Annotated in this window: 14 protein-coding genes; 9 read left to right on the top strand and 5 right to left on the bottom strand. The window is 54.6% G+C overall.

The genetic code is table 11. From position 1 onward, the window contains the following. Positions 1-46 precede the first annotated feature (46 nt). The 8 genes from JM93_RS13470 to JM93_RS13435 all read left to right on the top strand — a co-directional run bounded on the left by JM93_RS13470 (position 47) and on the right by JM93_RS13435 (position 11650). Positions 47-970: a LysR family transcriptional regulator gene (locus tag JM93_RS13470; protein ID WP_170230654.1), complete on the top strand. Its 924-nt coding sequence runs from the start codon at positions 47-49 to the stop codon at positions 968-970. A 63-nt stretch (positions 971-1033) separates the two neighbouring features. Continuing rightward, the gene (locus JM93_RS13465) at positions 1034-1546 is read left to right on the top strand and encodes a hypothetical protein (RefSeq protein WP_145344229.1); all 513 of its coding nucleotides are present in this window, start codon (positions 1034-1036) and stop codon (positions 1544-1546) included. A gap of 451 nt (positions 1547-1997) precedes the next feature. Then, positions 1998-5546 carry an ExeM/NucH family extracellular endonuclease gene (locus JM93_RS13460; protein ID WP_145344227.1) on the top strand — a complete coding sequence of 1183 codons (3549 nt, stop codon included), beginning with the start codon at positions 1998-2000 and terminating at the stop codon, positions 5544-5546. Positions 5547-5873: 327 nt separating this feature from the next. Next, positions 5874-7460 (top strand): ABC transporter substrate-binding protein, encoded by a 1587-nt coding sequence (locus JM93_RS13455; protein WP_145344225.1) that lies wholly within the window; start codon positions 5874-5876, stop codon positions 7458-7460. A gap of 225 nt (positions 7461-7685) precedes the next feature. Beyond that, the gene (locus tag JM93_RS13450; RefSeq protein ID WP_145344224.1) at positions 7686-8657 is read left to right on the top strand and encodes an ABC transporter permease; all 972 of its coding nucleotides are present in this window, start codon (positions 7686-7688) and stop codon (positions 8655-8657) included. Between the two features lie 14 nt (positions 8658-8671). After that, a complete protein-coding gene (locus tag JM93_RS13445) occupies positions 8672-9646 on the top strand; it encodes an ABC transporter permease (protein ID WP_155197635.1) in 975 nt (324 codons plus the stop codon). A 4-nt stretch (positions 9647-9650) separates the two neighbouring features. Further along, positions 9651-10658, top strand: a complete 1008-nt coding sequence (locus tag JM93_RS13440; protein ID WP_145344222.1) for an ABC transporter ATP-binding protein — start codon at positions 9651-9653, stop codon at positions 10656-10658. Then, entirely contained in the window at positions 10655-11650 is a 996-nt protein-coding gene (locus JM93_RS13435; RefSeq protein ID WP_145344220.1) for an ABC transporter ATP-binding protein, read from the top strand. Before JM93_RS13440 ends, JM93_RS13435 begins: the two co-directional genes overlap by 4 nt. A gap of 162 nt (positions 11651-11812) precedes the next feature. Here JM93_RS13435 and JM93_RS13430 read toward each other — a convergent pair whose 3' ends face one another. Genes JM93_RS13430 through JM93_RS13410 form a run of 5 tightly spaced genes read right to left on the bottom strand, consistent with a single transcriptional unit; the run spans position 11813 to position 20450 of the window. After that, complete coding sequence (locus JM93_RS13430) at positions 11813-12997, bottom strand: EAL domain-containing response regulator (protein ID WP_145344218.1); 1185 nt, start codon at positions 12995-12997, stop codon at positions 11813-11815. A gap of 18 nt (positions 12998-13015) precedes the next feature. Continuing rightward, complete coding sequence (locus tag JM93_RS13425; RefSeq protein WP_170230653.1) at positions 13016-15490, bottom strand: PAS-domain containing protein; 2475 nt, start codon at positions 15488-15490, stop codon at positions 13016-13018. Positions 15491-15516: 26 nt separating this feature from the next. Next, entirely contained in the window at positions 15517-16248 is a 732-nt protein-coding gene (locus JM93_RS13420; protein ID WP_145344214.1) for a hypothetical protein, read from the bottom strand. A 23-nt stretch (positions 16249-16271) separates the two neighbouring features. Continuing rightward, positions 16272-18227, bottom strand: a complete 1956-nt coding sequence (locus JM93_RS13415) for an adenylate/guanylate cyclase domain-containing protein (RefSeq protein ID WP_145344212.1) — start codon at positions 18225-18227, stop codon at positions 16272-16274. Between the two features lie 45 nt (positions 18228-18272). Next, positions 18273-20450, bottom strand: a complete 2178-nt coding sequence (locus JM93_RS13410; RefSeq protein ID WP_145344210.1) for a caspase family protein — start codon at positions 20448-20450, stop codon at positions 18273-18275. 234 nt (positions 20451-20684) lie between these two features. Here JM93_RS13410 and JM93_RS13405 point away from each other — a divergent pair, with 234 nt between their 5' ends. Beyond that, positions 20685-21131, top strand: a complete 447-nt coding sequence (locus tag JM93_RS13405) for a redoxin family protein (protein WP_244300840.1) — start codon at positions 20685-20687, stop codon at positions 21129-21131. Positions 21132-21177: the final 46 nt, after the last annotated feature.

Here is a 21177-nt window from a genome sequence, read left to right as displayed (position 1 = left end):
AGTTGTCTTGATCGAGTGTCGTGGAAGCAAGGTACGGAAAAGTCCGATGGAGTTGCATCAGCTCAGATATTTTGTCGCGGTTGCAGAAACGCTTAATTTCACACGCGCTGCCGAACAATGTGGTGTTTCTCAGCCCTCGCTCACAAAAGCGATCAAGAAACTGGAAGACGAGTTTGGTGGCCCCTTGTTCCGGCGCGAAGGCCGCAGAACGCATCTGACCGAGCTTGGCCGCGCCATCCTGCCACGCCTGGAACAAGCCCTTGCGCTCACTGAGTTTGCGCACAAGGATGCGCTCGATTTTCAGAACCTTCGAAACTCGACGTTGACACTCGGTTGCATGTGCACCATTGCACCTGAAAGCCTGATGAGCCTCATCGACTTCTTTCAGCGCGAGGCACCTGAGCTCAAGTTGTGTTTGCGAGAGGGGTCCGGCCAAAGGGTTGTCGACATGCTCCAGGACGGCGAGATCGACATCGCTCTTGCTGCCTTGCCAGCGTATTCGGACGACTTGTCCGCGACCCCGCTCTTCACTGAAAAATACGTGATCGCTTTTCCGCAGGGCCACCGCTTCGCACATATGGATCAGGTCCCGCTTCAAGCGCTGGATGGTGAGCGTTACCTTGAGCGGATCAACTGCGAATACCTGACCTTTCTTGAGGCCGCCGGCTTCAAGGACGATGGGTCAATAGATTCGCGTTTCAAAAGCGAGCACGAGTCCTGGATCCAGGCGATGGTGATTGCCGGGCTTGGCTGTGCCGTCATGCCGCAAAGCCTGGCATCCCATCCGCAATTGCAAAATCGGCTGCTTGTCGAGCCGGACATCGAACCTACGGTTTCTGTGATCACCAAGCGGGGTAGGCGCCACACCCCGGTGGTGGATTTGTTCGTTCGTTTGTGTCGGTCAATCGACTGGAGCGACTTCGGCAAACCGCATCAGCACAAAAACGCCGTGGCCCCGCAAACCGCATAACAAGCCAAATTTTAATTCAAAGCCCCATGACCATCCTCCCGCTCAATCTATTGGAGACTGATTATGCTTGCCTTATCCACTAACCGCCCGCTCACGGCGGCCTTGCCGAAGATAAACTTTGACACTCTGGGACTCATGTTTATCTCAGGCTTTTTCGCCACTATTGCCTTTGATTTTTGGGGGCAAGTTGTCAGCCCCGGCTTGGGCTTTGCAAACCTCTCCCCCCACGGATTGGCGCAAAGCCTGCTTGGTAGTCTCGGACTGCCCAACAATGCCTTTGCCGGCTACTTCGTTCACTTTTACCTTGTTGGACTTATCGGCTATCCGATTGGTTGGATGTATATCTTCGCGCCGATTTGGCAGCGGGTAATCGGCAACACGCACTGGTTCGTGCCTTCCGCGATTTACGGCTTCGGGCTTTGGCTTTTTGCCATCGGCGGCATAACCTCGGTCGCAGGTCTGCCGTTCTTCTTGAATTTCACTGGGATTGTCTGGGTCGCCCTGGTTGGGCATGTGCTCTACGGCATTGTGATGGTTGCAGTCTTGGATGTGATCGAGCGCCAAAAAGCGCGCTGATATAGACGGTGCTTGCGTTTATTCGGCAACACGTCCTTCCGGGATGTGTTGCTGGCGGCTAGAATCACAGCAAAACGCCTGCAACCTCAGGACAGAGAACTAAGCTTCCAGACCAGGGGAGTTCTCTGAACTGAACTGTCCGGGTCATCAATCTGGGCACAATCTTTGAACGCATTGCACCCCCCAAAAGATCTTTAGTGAAAGGCATCAGACCCAGCTTGATATCAGCTGCTTGATCTGTTGGCCTGTTTATACAGCCTTTTTTCTGCGTTTTTTACGTCCCGTGAATGTCCGCCCGATCGCCTTCTTCGGAACCGACCGAAATAACTGCGTTTAAAAGAGCCTTTTTCAAGCGGCTCAGCAAACCAAATGCAGGTTTGTCGCATGCTTGACATACACGACAAGATAGATGACGCATATTTAACTACTTTAAGTTTAATATGGAGCCATCATGCCATTTCGGTTCTTAACGGGCAGCACGCACGCAGACGAACTTATCGGAACAGACCAATCAGAATTGGTTTTCGGTTTTGCCGGAGACGACAGTGTTAGAGCGAACGCTGGGTCCGATACCATATTTTCCGGTCTAGGAAATGACTTGGTCGATGGAGGAGCTGGAAATGACCGGATCTTTGCCGGCCTTGGCAACGACCGGATTACGGGCGGATTGGGCGCGGACTACATTGATGGGGGCTTAGGCTTCGACACCGTGAGCTTTCAAGGGTCGATCCTCAATTTCGAAATCAACATACAAAATGGCTTGTTCTTATCAACGGCCTTCGTCACATCGGTTGGTGTGCCGGGGGAACTGATCGAAACTGATACTTTAATAAATATAGAAGCGCTCCGCTTCGAAGCGGACAGTTATACCGTCTACCTCGATGGAAGAAACAACGCCGCTCTGGCGCGAGATGATGCTGTTGTAGGGGAGGAAGACGCCCAACTGACCCTGGCTGTAGCCGACCTACTAGCCAACGACGCAGATTTTGATGGCGACATCATCGCACTGTCTAGCATCGACAAGATGAGTAAGAAAGGCGCGGTCATTGACCTTCAGTCGGGGGTCATAACGTATTCTCCAGCCACTCTGTTCGATGCGCTAAAGACCGGGGAAACGGCAACCGATACGTTTGCCTATACAATTGACGATGAGCATGGGGGACTTTCATCAGCAACCGTAACCGTTAGCATTACCGGCGCAAATGATGCCCCAGAACTTAGCATCGCAGAGCACTACGACTTCACTGAAAACAACGAAGACCCTGTATTCACAGCGACAGCGACGGATGCTGAAGACGATCCCATCACATTTTCACTGGTCGGCAAGGACTCTGAATTGCTCACGGTTGACGCGGTCACTGGAGAAGTGCGTTTCAAAGTCGCTCCGGATTTCGAAACACCCTCCGACGCTAACCGCGACAACACCTATGATGTAACCTTGGTGGCTACCGACCTGAACGGTGCCTCAAACGAGAAATCAGTTGAAGTCACGGTCACAGACATCGTGGAAACACCTTGGGTACAGGCGCGGATCAATGAGGTCCACTACGACAACTCGGGCACCGATACCGGAGAATTTGTCGAGATCCGTGTGGCTGCTGGCACCGATACGTCCGGCTTGGAAGTGCTGCTGGTCAATGGCAACAACGGCTCGGTCTACAACACAGAATTCGTGAGCAACCTGTCCGGCAGCACCGACGAGGCTTTAAACTATTATGTCTGGGAGCTACCGGCTAACGGCATACAGAACGGTGCGCCGGACGGCATTGCGTTGCTGGACAACGGAACAGTTCTTGAGTTTTTGTCTTATGCGGGAACGTTTACGTCGGCGGAACTCGATGGCACAGAACGGGCTTCGGCTGACATTGGGGTGAGCGAAACGAGCTCAACTGCAGCCGGCCAGTCACTTCAGCGCAATGAGGATGGCACCTGGAACGGCCCAACCGGCAATACAAAAGGTGCCGCAAATAAGGATGACGGCGGCACCAGCGAGCCGACCCCGCATCTCATCTCCGAAGTTCAAGGCAGCGGAGACGCGTCTCTGTTGACCGGAGAGTACGTGCAGGTATCGGCCGTTGTCACCTACACGACCGAGAACGGATTTTTCTTGCAAGAAGAAGACGCTGATGCGGATGACGATGCCCGGACATCGGAGGGCATTTTTGTCTTCACCGGCGGAACGCCTGATGTCGAGGCTGGCGATTTAGTCAATGTCGCGGGAACGGTCGAAGAATATTTCGGGTTCACACGGCTGGGGGGCACACTCGGCATCACGAGGCTCGGCACCACTGCCCTGCCCACGCAAGCAGATATTCAATTATCGCATATGGCAACGGATTTCGAACAATACGAAGGCATGCGGATAAGCGTTACGAGCGGCATCGAAGGTGAACGGTTGACGATCGTCGAGAACTTCAACTTCGACCGGTTCGGCGACATCGCAATCAGCGCTGGCAACCAAATCCAGCCGACCCAATTGTTTGACGCTCAAAACGAGGCCACAGACGTTGCTGCGCTCGCCGAGGCAAACCAAAACAACCGACTTTCGATCACAGATGGCGTGTCGAGCCAAAACACGGACACCTACAGGTATATCGTGAACACATCCGATGGGGACGACGGCGACGGCATTCTCGGCAACGGCGATGTCTTTTCGGAAACCGGTCCGACCTTAAGGCTGGGTTCAAAGCTCGATGCGCCTGTCGAAGGTATCTTGTCCTTTGAATTCGGTGAATACAAAGCGCTGATCGAAGGAACCTTGTCTATTGATGAAAAAACGAATTCAGGAGCGCGGCTCGAAACTCCAGAACCTGTAGGCGGTTCGATACAGGTCGCAAGTTTCAACGTTCTAAATTATTTCACGACTTTTTCGGGTGGCACCGGACCGGGAGGCACCCTCAGCCCGCGCGGCGCAGACACCCAAGCCGAGCTCGATCGGCAAACAGCAAAACTGGTTGATGCGATCACTGAGACAGGCGGCGATGTAATCGCCTTGCAGGAGATCGAGAACAATGGCTTTGGAAGTGGTTCTGCGATTGCGACGCTCGTTGCGGCACTCAATGCAAAGGCTCAAGCAGAGGGAACCGGCGCGGATTACGCTTTCGTCAATCCCCTTGAAACCGGAGAGCCTGGCTACGTGGGCACTGACGCCATTATGACCGGCATCATTTATGACACCACAAAAATGAGACTGGTCCACGCCGACATGCTTGTCTTTAATGAAGCTTCGGCAGCAGCCACTTTCCAAATCGCAGACGCCCTAAATCCGTTTGTAGAGACCAGCGATCAGCTAGGTGACTTCCAACGCAACCGGCCGGCGACCGTTGCTACCTTCGAAGAAATCGACAGCGGCGAGACATTCACACTCGCATCAATCCATTTCAAATCAAAAGGAGATAGCAACCTCCAAGACTTGGCCGAAAGCATTCGAACCGCGCTGGACGAGGGCAAAATTCCAGCCGATCAGGAGGCGGCAGTGAATGCAGCTCTCACAGCGCTTCTGGTTGATCCAAACTTTGACCAAGCCAACGGCCAAGCCTACTGGAACCAAGCCAGGCTCGACGCATCGCGGGAACTGATCACCTGGCTGGAGGGCTCTTACGCTGATGCGCTTGCTGCCATTGGCGTTGACGATGCGGATTACCTGCTTATGGGTGACTTCAATGCCTATGCTGAAGAAGATGCGGTACAGGCTGTACGTGATGATGCCGGTTATATCGATCTGATTGATGTGTTTGTTGGCCAGCAAAACGCCTATAGCTTCGTGTTTGACGGTCAGCGCGGCACGCTTGATCAGGCGCTTGCCAGCGACAGTCTAGCCAACCAGGTCACCGGACTTACCGAATGGCATATTAACGCCGACGAACCTGATCTGCTGAACTATGATCAGAGTTTCACGGACCCTGGGTTTTATAGCGCTGATGTGTTCGCCTCCTCCGACCACGACCCGGTTGTTGTGGGACTGACATTGGAAACGGCTGAAGACGCTGTGATCGCCTGATCAGAGATTTTCACTTACTGGTGGCTGATGGCCACCAGTAAGTGAGCCGTCAAACCCGACGGACGCAGCGTCCGCGAGACTTCTTCCCTCCTATTTGGCCACACAGGGAAAAATGTTTCTGCGATGAAAGAATTCGTATTTTTACATACCTCTTGACTCCGCAAAGCCGGAAGGCTCTGTTACTTGCCAGGATATCCGGCAACGGCATGCTTTGTGATCAAATTCACTCAGAGTTTCCGTTATCGGACATGTCCTTAGAGGCATAGCCGGGCGTCATGATAAGACACAACCGAACAATCGGGCCCGGCTTTACACAAGGGGAACACAATGAATAAGTCACTTCTTAAACTCACTGCTGCCAGCCTTGCACTTTGCGCAGGTATTGGCGCGGCGAATGCTGAGACCCTGCGCTGGGCGCGTGCAGGCGATTCGATAACACTTGACCCGCATGCGCAGAACGAGGGGCCGACCCACACTCTCGCGCACCAGATTTACGAGCCGCTGCTTCAGCGCGACATGGAAGCGAAAATCATTCCCGCGCTGGCGACCAGCTGGGCACCGACCGACAACCCCAATGTTTGGGAATTCAAGCTGCGAGATGGCGTGAAGTTCCATGGCGGCGAAGACTTTACCGCCGATGATGTCGTTTTTTCGCTAAATCGCGCAATGCAGCCCACATCGGCCATGAAAGAGCTGTTGTCCTCGATCAAGGAAGTCCGCAAGGTGGACGACAGCACTGTTCATATCGAAACCAATGGCCCGAACCCACTCTTGCCGAACAACCTGACAAACCTGTTCATAATGGACTCCGACTGGGCAGTTTCCAATGGTTGTGAAGAGCCACAGGACGTCGCAGCGGGCGGAGACAATCCTTGTGTGCGCAGCACCAACGGTACCGGCGCATACGTGCTTGAAAGCCGGAAGCAAGATTCTGAAACAGTGTTGAAACAGAACCCGGACTATTGGGGCAAGGGCAAGTTCCCGCTGGAAGTCACTGAAATCATCTACACTCCGATCCAAGAAAGCGCGACTCGTGTTTCCGCACTTCTATCCGGTGAAGTTGATCTCATTCAGGATGTGCCGGTTCAGGATCTGGCCCGCGTGGGTGAAACAGATGGCTTGACCCTGAGCACTGCTCCGCAAAACCGTACGATCTTCTTCGGCATGAATCTCGGCGCCGATGACCTGGAAAACGACACCGTGGAAGGCAAAAACCCACTTGCCGATGTCCGCGTCCGCAAGGCGATGAACATGGCGATCAACCGGGATGCCATCAAGAAAGTCGTCATGCGCGAACAATCGCAGCCAACCGGGGTCATTATGCCACCATTCGTCAACGGCTGGACGGAAGAACTTGACGCATATCCCGACTATGATGTCGCGGCCGCCAAGGCGTTAATGGAAGAAGCCGGCTACGCCGATGGTTTTGGCCTGACGCTGAACTGCCCGAACGACCGTTACGTCAATGACGAAGCAATTTGTCAGGCGGCTGTCGGCATGCTCGGCCAGATCGGCATCAACGTGAATCTTGACGCCAAACCAAAAGCTCAGCACTTCCCGCTGATCCAGAACAAAACAACCGACTTCTACATGCTCGGCTGGGGTGTCCCGACATTCGATTCGGAATACATCTTTAATTTCCTCGCACACACAACAACCGACAAGCTCGGTTCTTGGAACGCAACCGGATATTCGAACCCGGAATTGGACGCTAAAATTGCGTCTCTTGCTTCTGAAACCGACCAGGAAGTTCGGAATGGTACGATCGCTGAAATCTGGGAAACGCTCAAGGAAGACACACTGTACCTCCCTGTGCACCACCAGGTTCTGAACTGGGGAATGTCTGACACTATCGAGTTTGCAGTACAGCCTGAAGATCAGCCGCACTTCAAGTTCCTGACTTATAAGAAGTAACACTGAGAAGCGCGCCAACGTGCGGACTGGAAATCCGGTAAGTACGTTGGCGCACTTTTGTTTTTCTGATCGGCCGTCAGCTTGTTTTTGCGCAGGTGTATTTTTGATTTAAAATACTCTCGAAAAAACTTGGCTTATGCCGGCAGTATACGTATAAGCCCCAACCCATCAGAAGACTTATAGTGGCCACCGGGAATCGGCGGTCCGTTTGATTGGCGAAAAACCATGCTCGCATTCATAATCCGCCGGCTGGCTCAGGCCCTTCTCGTTTTGATGGCGGTCGGGTTCGTATCCTTTGCCATGTTCAAATTCATGGGCGATCCGGTGGAAAACATGCTGGGTCAGGAGGCGACCGTTGCCGACCGGGCCGCATTGGAAGAGCGTCTTGGACTGAACGATCCCATCATCGTTCAATATGTCCGGTTCTTTGGCCGAGCGCTGTCCGGAGATTTCGGTGTTTCCTATCGTGTTGGCCTGCCGGTTGGCGAAGTGATCATGGAGCGTTTGCCCGCAACCTTGGAACTCGCCTTCTTGTCTGGGGTCATCGCCATATCACTCGGATTTACGCTTGGGGTTTACACGGCTATCAAGCGCGACGGCTATATAGCCAATTTCATAATGACCACTTCGCTGATCGGAGTTTCGCTGCCGACATTTTTGATCGGTGTGTTTTTGATCTGGCTGTTCGCGGTCAATCTCGGCTGGCTTCCCTCCTTCGGCAGGGGCGACACAAGAAGCTTTTTCGGCGTGGATCTTGCGATCCTGACCGTCGACGGCCTCAAATCAATGATTTTGCCGGCAATCACGCTTGGCCTTTATCAAATGACCTTGATCATGCGGCTGGTGCGCTCCGAAATGCTGGAGGTGCTTCGGACAGACTACATTCGCTTCGCGCGCGCCCGGGGGCTCAGCCAGAAAACCATCAATTTCGGCCACGCAATGAAAAACACGCTCGTGCCGGTCATCACCGTCACCGGTCTTCAATTCGGTTCAATCGTTGCGTTCGCCATCATTACGGAAAGCGTGTTTCAGTGGCCCGGCGTCGGCCTATTGTTCATCAACGCCGTTAACTTCGTCGATATCCCGGTCATGTCGGCCTATCTGCTGCTGGTTGCGGTCATTTTCGTGACCATCAACCTCATAGTCGACCTTCTCTACTTCACCATCGACCCGCGTCTCAGTGTCAGCAACAACTGAGGTCGAGAGGCACCATGGACACACAAATCCCCAAGGGCGCATCGGCCCGCCCGGAATTCAAGGAAACCGTTGCGAAAACAACCTGGCAACGCTGGGCGCAGTCGGACATTTGGCATTCCTACAAATCATCGCCGGTCATCATTGTTTCGTCACTCACCTTCGCAGTACTGGTGCTCGGGGCGATCTTTTCGCCGCTGCTGTCTCCTTACACACCATTCGATCCTTCGAGCCTCAATTTGATGAACGGCTTCACCAAGCCGATGACAGCCAATGAATTTACAGGCGACTACTTCCTGCTTGGAACGGATGACCAAGGTCGTGACGTCTTATCGACAATCCTCTTCGGCTTGCGCATTTCCTTGTTCGTCGGCGTTGTCGCAGTTCTTTTTGCCATGACGTTGGGCGTCGTCCTCGGCCTTCTGTCGGGTTATGTCGGGGGCTGGATCGACGGCGTCATCATGCGCATAGCCGACATTCAGATGACCTTTCCGTCGATCATGGTCGCGATGCTGCTGTACGGCATTGGCAAAGGCCTCATTCCACCGGATCTGCGTGATGAAATGGCGATTTGGGTGCTGATTATCTCCATTGGACTGTCCGAATGGGTTCAGTTTGCCCGGACCGTGCGCGGGGCAACGCTGGTTGAGCGTCAAAAAGAATATGTTCAAGCTGGCCATCTGATCGGGTTGACGCGCTGGAGCATCATGCTGCGCCACATTCTTCCGAACGTTACGGGCCCAATTCTGGTGATTGCGACTATCAGTCTTGCGCTCGCTATCATCGCCGAAGCGACTTTGAGCTTCCTCGGCGTTGGTGCCCCAAAAACACAGCCTTCTCTCGGAACGCTGATCAATGTAGGTCGTCAATACATCCTGTCCGGGGAGTGGTGGATCCTGCTGTTCCCGTCTCTCACACTGCTCGCACTTGCCTTATCAGTAAACCTTTTCGGTGACTGGTTGCGTGATGTATTGAACCCCAAATTGCGATAGGCCCGTGTCAAACTCTCCCCTACTCCAAGTCTCCGACCTTATCGTCGAGTTTCCGACACGCAGCGGGGTCTTGCGCCCTGTTGACCGGGTTGGCTTTGATGTCCGCGCAGGCGAAATCGTTGGCCTTGTCGGCGAAAGCGGCGCCGGCAAGTCCATGTGCGGGTCGGCAATTATCGGCCTGATCGATCGACCGGGCCGCATCAGTGGTGGCGAAATCCGCTTGAACGGAGAGCGGATCGACAATCTGCCTGAGGAACGCCTGCGCCATATCCGCGGCAAGCGGATCGCAATGGTATTTCAGGATCCACTGACCAGCCTCAATCCACTCATGACTGTCGGACAGCAGCTGATCCAGACTATCCGGACTCATTTGCCGTTGTCTGCGAACGATGCAAGAGCTCGCGCAATCGGTCTCTTGGAAGAGGTTGGCATTCCGGCGGCGGCAGCACGTATTGACGCCTACCCCCATCAGTTTTCCGGCGGCATGCGCCAGCGTGTGGTGATCGCCTTGGCACTGGCGGCGGAACCTGAGCTCATCATTGCCGACGAGCCGACAACGGCGCTTGACGTTTCGGTGCAGGCTCAGATCATGGCACTGCTGAAGCGCCTGTGCAGGGAACGCGGCACTGCGGTAATATTGATCACCCACGATATGGGCGTAATCGCAGAGACAACCGATCGTGTGGCTGTTCTTTATGCGGGACGGATTGCCGAAATCGGACCAACGCGCAATGTGCTGAGCACCCCGTCACATCCTTATACCGTCGGGCTGATGGCATCGACGCCATCCACGACCGGCTCGCTTCATACGCTCAGCCAGATCCCGGGGTCCATGCCAAACCTGCGTGCCATACCGAAGGGCTGCGCCTTTAATGCACGGTGCGGCAAGGCGTTTTCGCCATGTTTCCAGGACATCCCGGTTCTGGAGCCGGTCGAAGGCAGCGAAGTTGCCTGTTGGCTCTATGACCCTGCCTATCAAAACACAAAAGAGACGTCCGGAGCATCCGAATGAGCGGTGACACGCCCCTGATCCAAGCGCGCGACCTTAGCGCGGTATTCGATGTGTCCAAGCCTTGGTTGAACCGGATGCTGGCCATGGAGCAAAAGCGGTTCCTGACGGCAGTCGACACAGTGGATTTTGACATTCCGAAGGGCAAGACCTTTGCCCTCGTGGGCGAAAGCGGCTCCGGCAAATCGACCATCGGTCGCATGATCGTTGGTCTGCAAAAGCCCACGACGGGCCAGGTCCTCATCGACGGCCAAAATCTGTTTTCGATCACCAACGAAAAACAGAAGCTGGCGATGCGCCGGCGTATCCAGATGATATTTCAGAGCCCTTATGCGTCTTTGAACCCACGCTGGCGGGTCAAGCACATTATCGGCGAACCGGTCAGAGCTTTCAATCTGCTGCCCTCCGGCGAGATCGACAAGCGGGTCGAAGAGCTTCTGGATCAGGTCGGGCTTGCGAAATCCGACGGCGAAAAATTTCCACATGAATTCTCCGGTGGTCAGCGTCAACGTATCGCTATTGCGCGTGCACTTGCATCGAATCCTGAGTTCATTGTGTGCGACGAGCCGACATCCGCGCTTGATGTTTCTGTCCAGAGCCAGGTTTTGAACCTGATGAAGGCACTTCAACGCGAATTGGGCCTGACTTACCTGTTCATCAGCCACGACCTGTCGGTAATCAGGTATATGGCGGACCAGATCGGTGTGCTCTATCTCGGCCGACTGGTTGAGGTCGCGGACCGGGACACGCTCTTTGACAATCCACGTCACCCCTATACCCGCATGCTGATGGATGCGGCTCCGCATATTGATGCTTTTGGGCGCACAGCGGAGATTGTGTCAGGCGAGATCCCGGATCCGATCAATAAGCCCAGCGGCTGCAGTTTCCATCCAAGGTGCGAACTGACTGCAGACCAGTGCCGGCGGGAACGGCCGGAAGTTAGGGTATTCGGCCCCGAAAAAGCCCGTGTCGCCTGCCACCTTTGTACCGCTTGATCGCGGGCGCACCCAAAACACGACACGGTATACCCACCATGTGATCATCCAGCTTAGGGTCAGGCCTGTATTGGACCGGCCCTCTGCGGCTGAGCGGTGTTGCAATTCAACAGCCAGGCCCACCCCGCCTTCAGAAGGGCCAGCGCGACGGCAAAAAGCTATCTAGGCAGAGACATCGCCATTTCGTTGGGCCCAAGCAAGCAAATCTTCAGATGGCATTGGTCTCGCGACGAAATATCCTTGCACCACATCCACGCCGAGTTCAGCTATCAGGTGCCATTCTTCCTTGGTTTCAACGCCTTCGGCAACAGTCGTTAGACCGAGGCGTTTGGCCAGCGCAACACTTGATTCGAGCATGGCCCTGGCTTCGTCATCAGTTGGCGCGCCGGCCACGAATGCACGGTCGATCTTCAGTTCGGTAAAAGGGATCCGCTTCAACTGCTGCATGGAGGATGCGCCGGTGCCAAAATCATCGATCGAGAGGCCGATACCCTTCATGCGCAATCGCGTGAGGATCTCGAGCGGCGCGGTGACATCTTCCATAATTCGGCTTTCCGTCACCTCAATGATGAGGTTTTGTGGGTCTACACCTTCCCGCTCAATGGCTGAGTGAACCAGATCCAGCACCTCGTAGCGCGTCAGAGACTCGACCGAAAAGTTCACCGCCACCTTGATCGAAAGTCCAGCCAGGCTCCAAGCGGCCATGGCCGAGACAGCCTTTTGAAACACCTGATCGGTCATCTCATCGATCAAGCCGTTTTCCTCGACAACTGGCAAAAATGCCGCGGGTGGAATGAGATTCCCATCCAGCTTCCGCCAACGGACAAGTGCCTCAACCCCAATTAGCGACCGGTCGGCAACAGAGACTTTGGGCTGGAAAAACACATTAATTCGACCTTCCGACAGACCTGCCTTCACATCTTCCAAACTCAGCAACTCAAGCGGCGCTCTCGGCGCAAAAGTTTGCCTTTGTGTATAGGTGCCGAGAACAGCTTTAAGCGGAACGGGCTTTATCGGCTTTTGCAGCGACCCCAGAATGTTCAGGCGGTGAGCCTGCCCAAGTTGCGCAGCTGTCTGCAAAATGCGCTTGTCTTCACCACTTACCAAAATGATCCCGCATGAGGCCTCTTTTTCCGCGAGGTGACGGAGAAACTCCAAGCCATCCATTCCGGGCATGTTCAAATCACACAGGATCACGTTGGGAGACTCAGCCTCGTAAACTGCCAAACCCTCATGGCCGTTCCCGGCGGTAAGCACACGCTCCCATCCGAGTTTATTCAAGATCTTGGTGGTCAAGTTCGTGATGAATTTTTCATCATCAACAATCAAAATCTTGTCCTGCGGCATGCGGCAAATCCAATATGCTTAAACACGGGAAATATACTCAGCAACTGCTTGCATCGACGGTCGCAGCTCTGGGTAGCGATCATGAATCACTGGCCAATCTTCGCCTTTGGCGGCTTTTTCCAATGAAAGACATAGATCCGAAAGGGCATGAGCCCCCACGGCCTTTGCCGAAGACTTCAGCTTGTGTCCTGCGGCACCTATTTCTGAAGCATTGCGCATTTCGTAACCACTCTCAATCTCGGCGATGATGTCCCAGGCCGGATCGAGGAAGTCTGCTAGCACGTCTCGAATGGTTTCACCATCATCACCAAAAACCTCTTGGAGAGCGCTTAGATCCAACGGTGCAACCGCTGCCCCCCCTGGCAAAGTACTTTCGTTGGCACTTGAATGTGCTGAAGCCTTCTGGAGCGAGGTTTCAGCACCGGCGGTATTCAAGCACGCCGCATGCGGCAACCAGATTTGAAGGACCTCATCAAGTTTAGGCATTTCCAGCGGCTTGGTCAGGAAACCGTTCATTCCCGCTGTCATACAGCGCTCACGCTCTCCCTGAAGCGCATTGGCCGTGATGGCGATTACTGGAATTTCAGCCATCTCAGGCTCAGCGGAGCCGCGCAAGGCGCGTACCATCTCAAGACCATCAAGTTTCGGCATGTGAACATCAGACAGAGCAAGCGCATATCGCCCCGTTCTGAGCGCCTTTAGTCCAGCCTCCCCGTCTCCGGCGATCTCACACTGATAGCCGAGCAACCGAACCTGACGCTGAATCACATCTTGGTTCGTCCTGTTGTCTTCGACAATGAGGATCAGTTCGTTGTTGTCGATTGCACAGCCGACGGTCGGCGCTTTTGGCCGTTGCCATGCGGCTGCTTTGAGTTGTTTGCTCGGGAGTGTTTGACCAAGCGCAGACCGTATTGCGGTAATCAGCTTGCCCTGCGTAAGAGGCCTACCGGAGACCGTCGTTACGCCTGCCATGCGGTCAACATCTTTAAGACCTGCTTGTGCCCGCTCATTAACCACCTGTAGCTCAACAAGTTCAGGGTCACCGCGCAATTTTGCGACCAGTTCAGCCTTGCTTGCCTCTGAAATTCCACTTCCCAAAAAGAGCACAATTCGGCCTGTTTTCTTGGTGGTCCTTTCCAATAGCTTCGCCGGTGCGCAGTTTGGCTCCGCAAGAAACTCCACTGAGGCGCCGGCAAATTCCAGATAACGCTGCAGGACTTCGCGGCAGAACGAATTTTTGGACATGATAGCCAGCACTTCAATGTCGGCCAGAATATTTTCCGATTTTACCTCGGTTTGCTCAGCCACACGGTACGGGATGGTGGCGGAAAATGTGCTTCCTACGCCGGGCGTGCTGGTGACATTGATTTCGCCCCCTATCATGTCAAGCAACCGGCTAACGATAGTGAGTCCTAGACCCGTTCCACCGAACCGACGGGTGGTCGACACATCTGCTTGCTGAAATGGTTGGAACAGTTGCTCAATTTGAGCCTCAGTCATGCCAATACCTTCGTCCGCGACAGAAAACCGCACTGAAGCGCTTACACTATCGCGCCCAACCAGATCAGCCCGGATGGTCACCTGGCCAGCTTCTGTGAACTTGACCGCATTGCCCACGAGGTTGAATAGGATTTGCCTGAGACGCACGGGATCCCCCAGCACGGCAGGCGGAATATAGGGATCACAGAAGCTCGCAAATTCTATTCCATTTGCAATCGCGTTCGGCGACATGGTTTCCGCGACACCATCCATAACCTCCGCAATCGACATCGGCACCGCCTCGAGGGTCATCTTGCCCGCTTCGATTTTCGAAAAATCGAGGATGTCATTGATGATGGTTAGCAAAGAAAATGCGGACTCACGAATGGTCGAAGCCATCTGCCGCTGTTCTGGATCAAGATCTGTATGGGTCAACAGATCGATCATGCCGACAACACCGTTCATCGGTGTTCGGATTTCATGGCTCATGGTCGCAAGGAACAAATCCTTGGCTTTGGTCGCGCTTTCCGCCCTTTCTCGAAGTTCTTCGGCCCTCTGACGGTTTTCTTCGGCGCGTTGCATCATTTCCAAGGTTGTCTGCCGCGCTTCCTTGAGCTCCTCCATTTGTTTGTACAGCTGCTGGCGCGCCTCAACTCGCTCGGTGACATCGGAATAGGTGCTGACAAAACCTCCTCCGGGGAGCGGACCGCCCTTGACCTCAATATAGCTGCCATCCCGGCGCTGGCGTTCAAAGGAATGATGTTCAAATCGGCGTGCCAATTCCATCACGGGCCGGACCAATGTGTCGATATCCCCCGGGCCGAATTCGCCCTGCTCCGCATCGTAGCGGACCAACGCCTCAAGTTTTTGGCCTTCGAATATCAACGAATCTGGATAGCTGCGCAGCTCGCGAAACCGCTGGTTCCAGGCGACAAGCGCAAGATTTTGATCAAACGCGGCAACACCCTGGATCATGCTGGCCAAAACGCCTCGAAGCAGCTTTTCCCGATCCATAGGCATACCCTTTTAGCGCGACCGTTTTAGTTCTGAAGCCCCACTCCGGCGTGGACTTGCTCAATCAGTGCCAGCGCCTGGCGCTGGCACTTTTGCTCAACCAGCCAGGTCAGAACCGCCCCGGGCGCAGCGGCTTGAAGCGTTTCGGGCGTAACAGAGAGATTGAGTTCTCGCAAAGTGCCGTCCATGGAAAGGATGAGCCGTCCGTCTTCGGCGAATTCTTCTGGTAAAGAGAACGCATTCCGCTCCGCAGGCCACTGCACATCTGTTAGCCGCCCGGCGGCGCTGCGGGCTGAAATCGTAACATCGGTGTCCGTGTCACGCCTCCAAAGGACAACCTTACCCGGTTCGATACATCTGGGTCCGGAGCTGTCGACGGCGACATGCCAAATGTCGGGAGGGACTCTAAAAGGACCATCGGTCTTCCGCGAAGCCCCCATCACTTCCGACCGGGCGTCGGGATCACCAACCAGGGCAAGCACAGCAGACCAGCCAGCTGATCCATCCTTGGCTGCGTCAGGGGCGTATGGCGAGACAGGTATCCCGGAAAATGGACCGTCAATCACCTGCATGGCCCCGCTTTGCGACAAGAGTGTCAGGCGAGCCCCCTTAGGAAGGTCGATTGCTTGTTCCGGATCGAGTTGAGTGCCGGGCATGTAATCCTCCGCTCCGGTCGCAGCGACCACAATTGTCTGCGAATGCGCAGACACATTGAGCAGCATCAACACACAGAGCCCGGCTAGAATTCGCTTCTGCATTCCGCCCCCCCGATACCAAAGGGTTACTTGTCGGAAAAAACGACCTGTTCACCGGTTTGCCCGCTATTCAGGCGGGCCAGGTGAAAGTTCGTTGGTCCGTCATTCCCCTTCTTAGCCAAAACTCGTTCAAAAAGCGTTTGGACATTCGATTCTTTCCGGCGCATAGCCTCGTACGCCGCACAATAGGCGCCGAACCATTCTTGTCCGGCCTGATTAGCCGACATTGGCTCATAGCAAGCGAGGCCTTGCTGGCGACCTTTCAGTACAAGCGCGCCTAAGGGCCGGAATGCGAATGCTGTTTGCTCCCGGCAGTTCTCAACAACCGTTTCACTCACGCAAATACGCGACCCCAGGTATTTATTCACGCCTTCCAAACGCGCGGCCGTGTTCACCGTGTCACCGATCCCGGTATAGTCAAAAAAGCGGTTTCCGCCGAAATTTCCGATTACGGCCTCGCCGAGATGTATCCCGATCCGGGTCACGCCCAGCGCTATGCCTTGATCCGCAAGACGTTGCCGATAGCGCTGAGCTGTCGCGTCAAGCTCAAGCGCCAGTGCAACCGCTTTGGAAGCCTGTTTCGGATCATCCTCCGGCGCACCGAAGAAACAAACCACAGCATCTCCAATGAGCTTGTCCAAGGTTGCTCCATGCCGGAAAACAACGTCGCAGACGTCATCTAGATATCCATTCAAAATGTCCGCCACCTGGTCTGGGGGCAGGTTTTCCGACAGACTGGTAAATCCGGCAAGATCAGTGAAGAGATAGGTCACAATCCGCTTCTGACCGCCGAGGGCCAATTCGACTTCGCCCGAGGCCAACCGGCGGACAACTTCCGGACTGACGTATTTTTCGAAAGCGCTCAGCACAAATGCCCGCTCAAGACGTTCCTGCCGCCAATGGACCAGTGACAAGAGCAAGACACTGGTGCCAGCTGCAGCAATGGGACTAAGAATCGGGAGCATAAACAGCTCCCCCGCGATGAGCGCCGTCGCCAGTCCCAAGTAGAGCAACGCCGCCAAGATCAAGCCTGAGAAAAAGACACTTGGTTGTCGTACCGTTAAAAAACCGAATGCGGCAGCTAAGGCAGCTGCCATCAAGATCCCGATCGCTTGCGTGAAGGTTGGAACGGGTAGATTTCTTGAAGAGAGCAGCTGGCCAAGCAAATGGGCATGGACTTCTATGCCGGCCATGCTGCCCGCTGCCGTACCCCCGACAGATACAAGTGGCGTCGGATGGCGATCAACGCCTGGAAGGTCTGTGCCAATCAGCACGTGTTTGTTTCGAAACCACTCTTGCGGCAACAGTTCAACGGTGTGTGCCGGATATTTCGGGAACAGAACGGGCGTACCGTCCCGCGACACCTGGTAGAGAATGCGGCTCGCAAATGGCGTTTCAGAAAACCGCCGCCCGGCCATCGCCTCGGTCAAGAGCAGCATGCCCTCATCGTGAAGTTGCGGCAAGTGACGCAGAACGCCGTCGGCGTCGTCCCTTTGCAGCTTAACTGAGCCCGGCCTCCCGAACGACAGCGACAATTTAAGCTGTTCCGCTTGCCCCTCTGTTAAAAAGTCGTCCGATACACTTGCAAGCACGATCCGCTTTTGGGCGCCGCTCAACGCAGCGAAAAGCCGACGGTCTTTTTCAGGCTCACTGGTGCTGTCCAGTAGAATGTCCAACCCGATACTTGCAGGTTGTGCAGCGTCGATAACGGTGATCAGGTCCGCTAGGAACCCTCTGTCAATCGGCGAGCGGTAGGGAAACTTTGCGAGTGTTTCCTCGGTTATCGTAACGACGACGATTTGATCTTCTGCATCATAAGCCTTCGGCATCAAATTCAGGACCACAAGATCACCAAGGACCGGATCCAGGCGGCCGGCAATTGGCAGCGCAATCAGGACGGAAATGAAAACTGCAAGCGCGCCAGCGCCCCATTTAAAGGAACTGCTGGTGGCCGGCCTTACGCTTTTCCGTTCCCGGTTCATGGCAAGCTGCGCAGGCCATATTGAGACGTCATCATGGTGGTTTTCTTAGTTTGGCGCATCGAAACGCTGCACCTCGGATTGCGTACCATCGGCGTAGGTTAGCTTAACGGACAGATACTTGGTGGGCTTTGGAATGTCCGTGTAAACAACCGAGCCAGGCCCCTTGCTCGGGATGGCATGCGGATTGTCCGGATCGCATTCGCCGATTTCAAAACTCTGGTTAGGTGTGTCCGTATCGAGACCGTATTGGACCTCATCAATCGCACAGCGATAACTAATCAGATGCGTGAAATACACCAGGCGTTTGCCATCAAAGTCTCTGTAACTTACCCATCCGTTGGGCATGCGCTCAAGAATGTCCTTTTGACCCGCAATCAGCGCCAAATTGGGATTGAAACGAATTTCGAACGGACCTTGCTCCTCCCCCCGGATGTCGGTGTATTTCACCATGATATCCATAGCTTCAGCGTTTCCCGGCAATTCGACCATCGGGTAGGCAATCGGCTTGCCTGTTGTCGGGTCCATTGAATTCGCCATGAAGCCTGTTGATTTAAAATCGCTATTTGGGAGTTTGACGAAGATTTCCTGGGTCCGGTCGGCAATCGCCAGGTTCAGCATCCAGCCTTGGTTGCTGCGCATGGCGTTGATCTTGATCGGATTGACTAAAGCCGCAGAATTCAAAACAGACAGCGCGGCAAGCCGGGTTTTAGCGTCTTCGAGCCAATCGGCCGCCATTTGCTGATCCAGGAAGTAGCGCAGATATCGGCCATCGTCGACACCTGCCATAAACTCGTTCAGCAACTCCAGCTCTTTTGTCTTGTCGGCAAGGGACTGCTGGCCGACACGTGCGGCCGAAAAATCCTGGCTCAAGGCGTAGTAGGCCGGCGTGAAATCCGGATAGGCTTGCAAGAAGGACGTAAGGCGCCGGACCCGTTCTTCCCGGTCTTCCAGGAGGATACCGGCAAACAGTGTGGTTGCATCACGCCGGCCTTGTGTAAACGCATTGTAGACCTCCCGCGCTCCAGCACGGCCTTCCTGAATTTTCAAAACAGCCTGAAACCGGACATGCGGATCCACCTGTGGTTCCCCGAAGGCAAAATACTTCAAATAGTCCAGGCGCGCCTTGGGATAATCGCCCTTGATCTCACGCAGCCGGGCATTGGCATAAAACTCATGCGGCCGTTGTGGATTTTCGACAAGAAGCGACCGGCTTTGAATGCGGGCAAACAATTGCTCAATATCGCCGGACGGCCCTGTTCCAATTTGCTCCAGCCGCGTCTTTGCCAACTCGGAGAACGCACCACTTGGAAACCGGTCCAAATAGGCCTGGATTTCGCTGCGATCGTCCGTGTCCTTAACGTCGTTCCAAAATTGGAGCTCAAGCTGCATTGCACTGGCACCGGCCGGTGCGCTTGCAACATCTGCGGGTCCGCCCATCGTTCCCTGGAGCAGGACGATATCATCGGTCAGCGATGAATGATCCCATGGCACTTGTTCGCCGCCGGTCGCATCAACCACTTGCTGGCGCACACGCTTGAAAACTGCCTCGATTGTCGCACCCGGCACAAGCATTTCACGCGCAATGGCAGCGGTGTAGGGGCTGTTGAGGCCAGCCCCATCGGTTGCTGTGCTGCCTGGCGCGGTTGCAAAAGAGATGAAGGTGCCGCGCGGCGTGCTGGTCAACAGGGAGAATCCTCCGGCGGTTCCACCCGCCGAACGGGTCAGCGCTGTATTGCGGCAGGCATCAAGAATGACAATGTTCGCGCCGTCGTGAGATTTCTCGACCGCAGTCAGAACCCAATCGACCGAAAGCGCCTCGAATTCCGCGTCTACTTCATCACGCAGATCGGCTTCAAGAGGAGCAAGGTAATTTCGCCCGCCAGCTTCAAATCCATGCCCAGAATAATAAAATGCAGAGAGCGATCCTTGTGGTGCTTGCTTCAGGGTCTCCGTGAAATCACGAACCGCCCGTTTCATCGCCCGTAAATCAGCATTCAATACGAGCTGAACCTTAAAGCCCGCCGTCTTCAGACTATCGGCAACGAGAGCTGCATCATTTGCCGGATTCTTAAGAGCTGTCAGAGTGTTGCTGTTGTAGTCGGCATTTCCAATGACGAGCGCGTGCCGTTCTGAGGCGACTGTTTGCAAAGGCGCGAACACCAGAGCGAAAAGCATAAACCAAAACGCGGTTTTGACTGGCTGGTGGAATAAGGACATGCGCATCACGTGCCTCCGTCGACGGATCCGGACTGGACTGGACTGGACTGGACTGGACTGGACCGGACTGGACTTTGACAGGAGAGCAAGTATCCCGTCAATTGTCGGCTTTTACCGGATCGGCCGATTTTCCGCGGCATGACAATGGGAGAAGTTCCGCATGGTTCCGCAGAGTGTGCCAGATAGTGTTTTTCACATCCGGGTCCGGGAGAGCGCCCCGGACGGCCAAGGCTCTTTCATATGGAAAAACGTAACATCACAGGAGGTTTTTCTGGGGCGAAGGTCATTCTTTTTGCGGTGCCGGGCGCGTTCACGCCGGCCTGTTCCGAAAAACATTTGCCCGGTTATGAAAGCCTTCATGACGACTTGATCGCCGCTGGCGCAGATAAAGTTGCCTGCCTGTCGGTGAATGATGCCTTCGTTATGAACCAATGCGCGCGTTCACAATCAATCGAAAAAGTGATGATGCTGCCAGACGGAAACGCGGAGTTTACCCGAAAAATGGGCATGTTGGTGAGCCGGGAAAGCAACGGCATGGGAATGCGCAGCTGGCGATATTCCATGTTCGTGGAAGATGGCTCTATTTCGAAAATCTTTTCAGAGAGCGGTTTGACAGACAATCCACCGGGTGTGCCGCTCAAACACTCCGACGCCCAAACGATGCTGAATTTTTTCCGATCCAGATAAAGACCCGTCTTGTGTGTTTACCGGCAGCGGAAACAAAACCGGGCAG

It is taken from the genome of Roseibium hamelinense (assembly GCF_007830545.1).
GTDB lineage: Bacteria > Pseudomonadota > Alphaproteobacteria > Rhizobiales > Stappiaceae > Roseibium > Roseibium hamelinense.
The sequence above is the reverse complement of the archived record's forward strand: the minus strand, read 5'-3'. Positions and strand labels throughout refer to the sequence as shown.

What these genes read in the sequence shown, in the direction of transcription:
- JM93_RS13470 (WP_170230654.1), top strand. Translation starts at nt 47, where the DNA reads ATGGAGTTGCATCAGCTCAGATATTTTGTCGCGGTTGCAGAAACGCTT.
- JM93_RS13465 (WP_145344229.1), top strand. Translation starts at nt 1,034, where the DNA reads ATGCTTGCCTTATCCACTAACCGCCCGCTCACGGCGGCCTTGCCGAAG.
- JM93_RS13460 (WP_145344227.1), top strand. Translation starts at nt 1,998, where the DNA reads ATGCCATTTCGGTTCTTAACGGGCAGCACGCACGCAGACGAACTTATC.
- JM93_RS13455 (WP_145344225.1), top strand. Translation starts at nt 5,874, where the DNA reads ATGAATAAGTCACTTCTTAAACTCACTGCTGCCAGCCTTGCACTTTGC.
- JM93_RS13450 (WP_145344224.1), top strand. Translation starts at nt 7,686, where the DNA reads ATGCTCGCATTCATAATCCGCCGGCTGGCTCAGGCCCTTCTCGTTTTG.
- JM93_RS13445 (WP_155197635.1), top strand. Translation starts at nt 8,672, where the DNA reads ATGGACACACAAATCCCCAAGGGCGCATCGGCCCGCCCGGAATTCAAG.
- JM93_RS13435 (WP_145344220.1), top strand. Translation starts at nt 10,655, where the DNA reads ATGAGCGGTGACACGCCCCTGATCCAAGCGCGCGACCTTAGCGCGGTA.
- JM93_RS13430 (WP_145344218.1), bottom strand. Translation starts at nt 12,997, where the DNA reads ATGCCGCAGGACAAGATTTTGATTGTTGATGATGAAAAATTCATCACG.
- JM93_RS13425 (WP_170230653.1), bottom strand. Translation starts at nt 15,490, where the DNA reads ATGGATCGGGAAAAGCTGCTTCGAGGCGTTTTGGCCAGCATGATCCAG.
- JM93_RS13420 (WP_145344214.1), bottom strand. Translation starts at nt 16,248, where the DNA reads ATGCAGAAGCGAATTCTAGCCGGGCTCTGTGTGTTGATGCTGCTCAAT.
- JM93_RS13415 (WP_145344212.1), bottom strand. Translation starts at nt 18,227, where the DNA reads ATGAACCGGGAACGGAAAAGCGTAAGGCCGGCCACCAGCAGTTCCTTT.
- JM93_RS13410 (WP_145344210.1), bottom strand. Translation starts at nt 20,450, where the DNA reads ATGCGCATGTCCTTATTCCACCAGCCAGTCAAAACCGCGTTTTGGTTT.
- JM93_RS13405 (WP_244300840.1), top strand. Translation starts at nt 20,685, where the DNA reads ATGGAAAAACGTAACATCACAGGAGGTTTTTCTGGGGCGAAGGTCATT.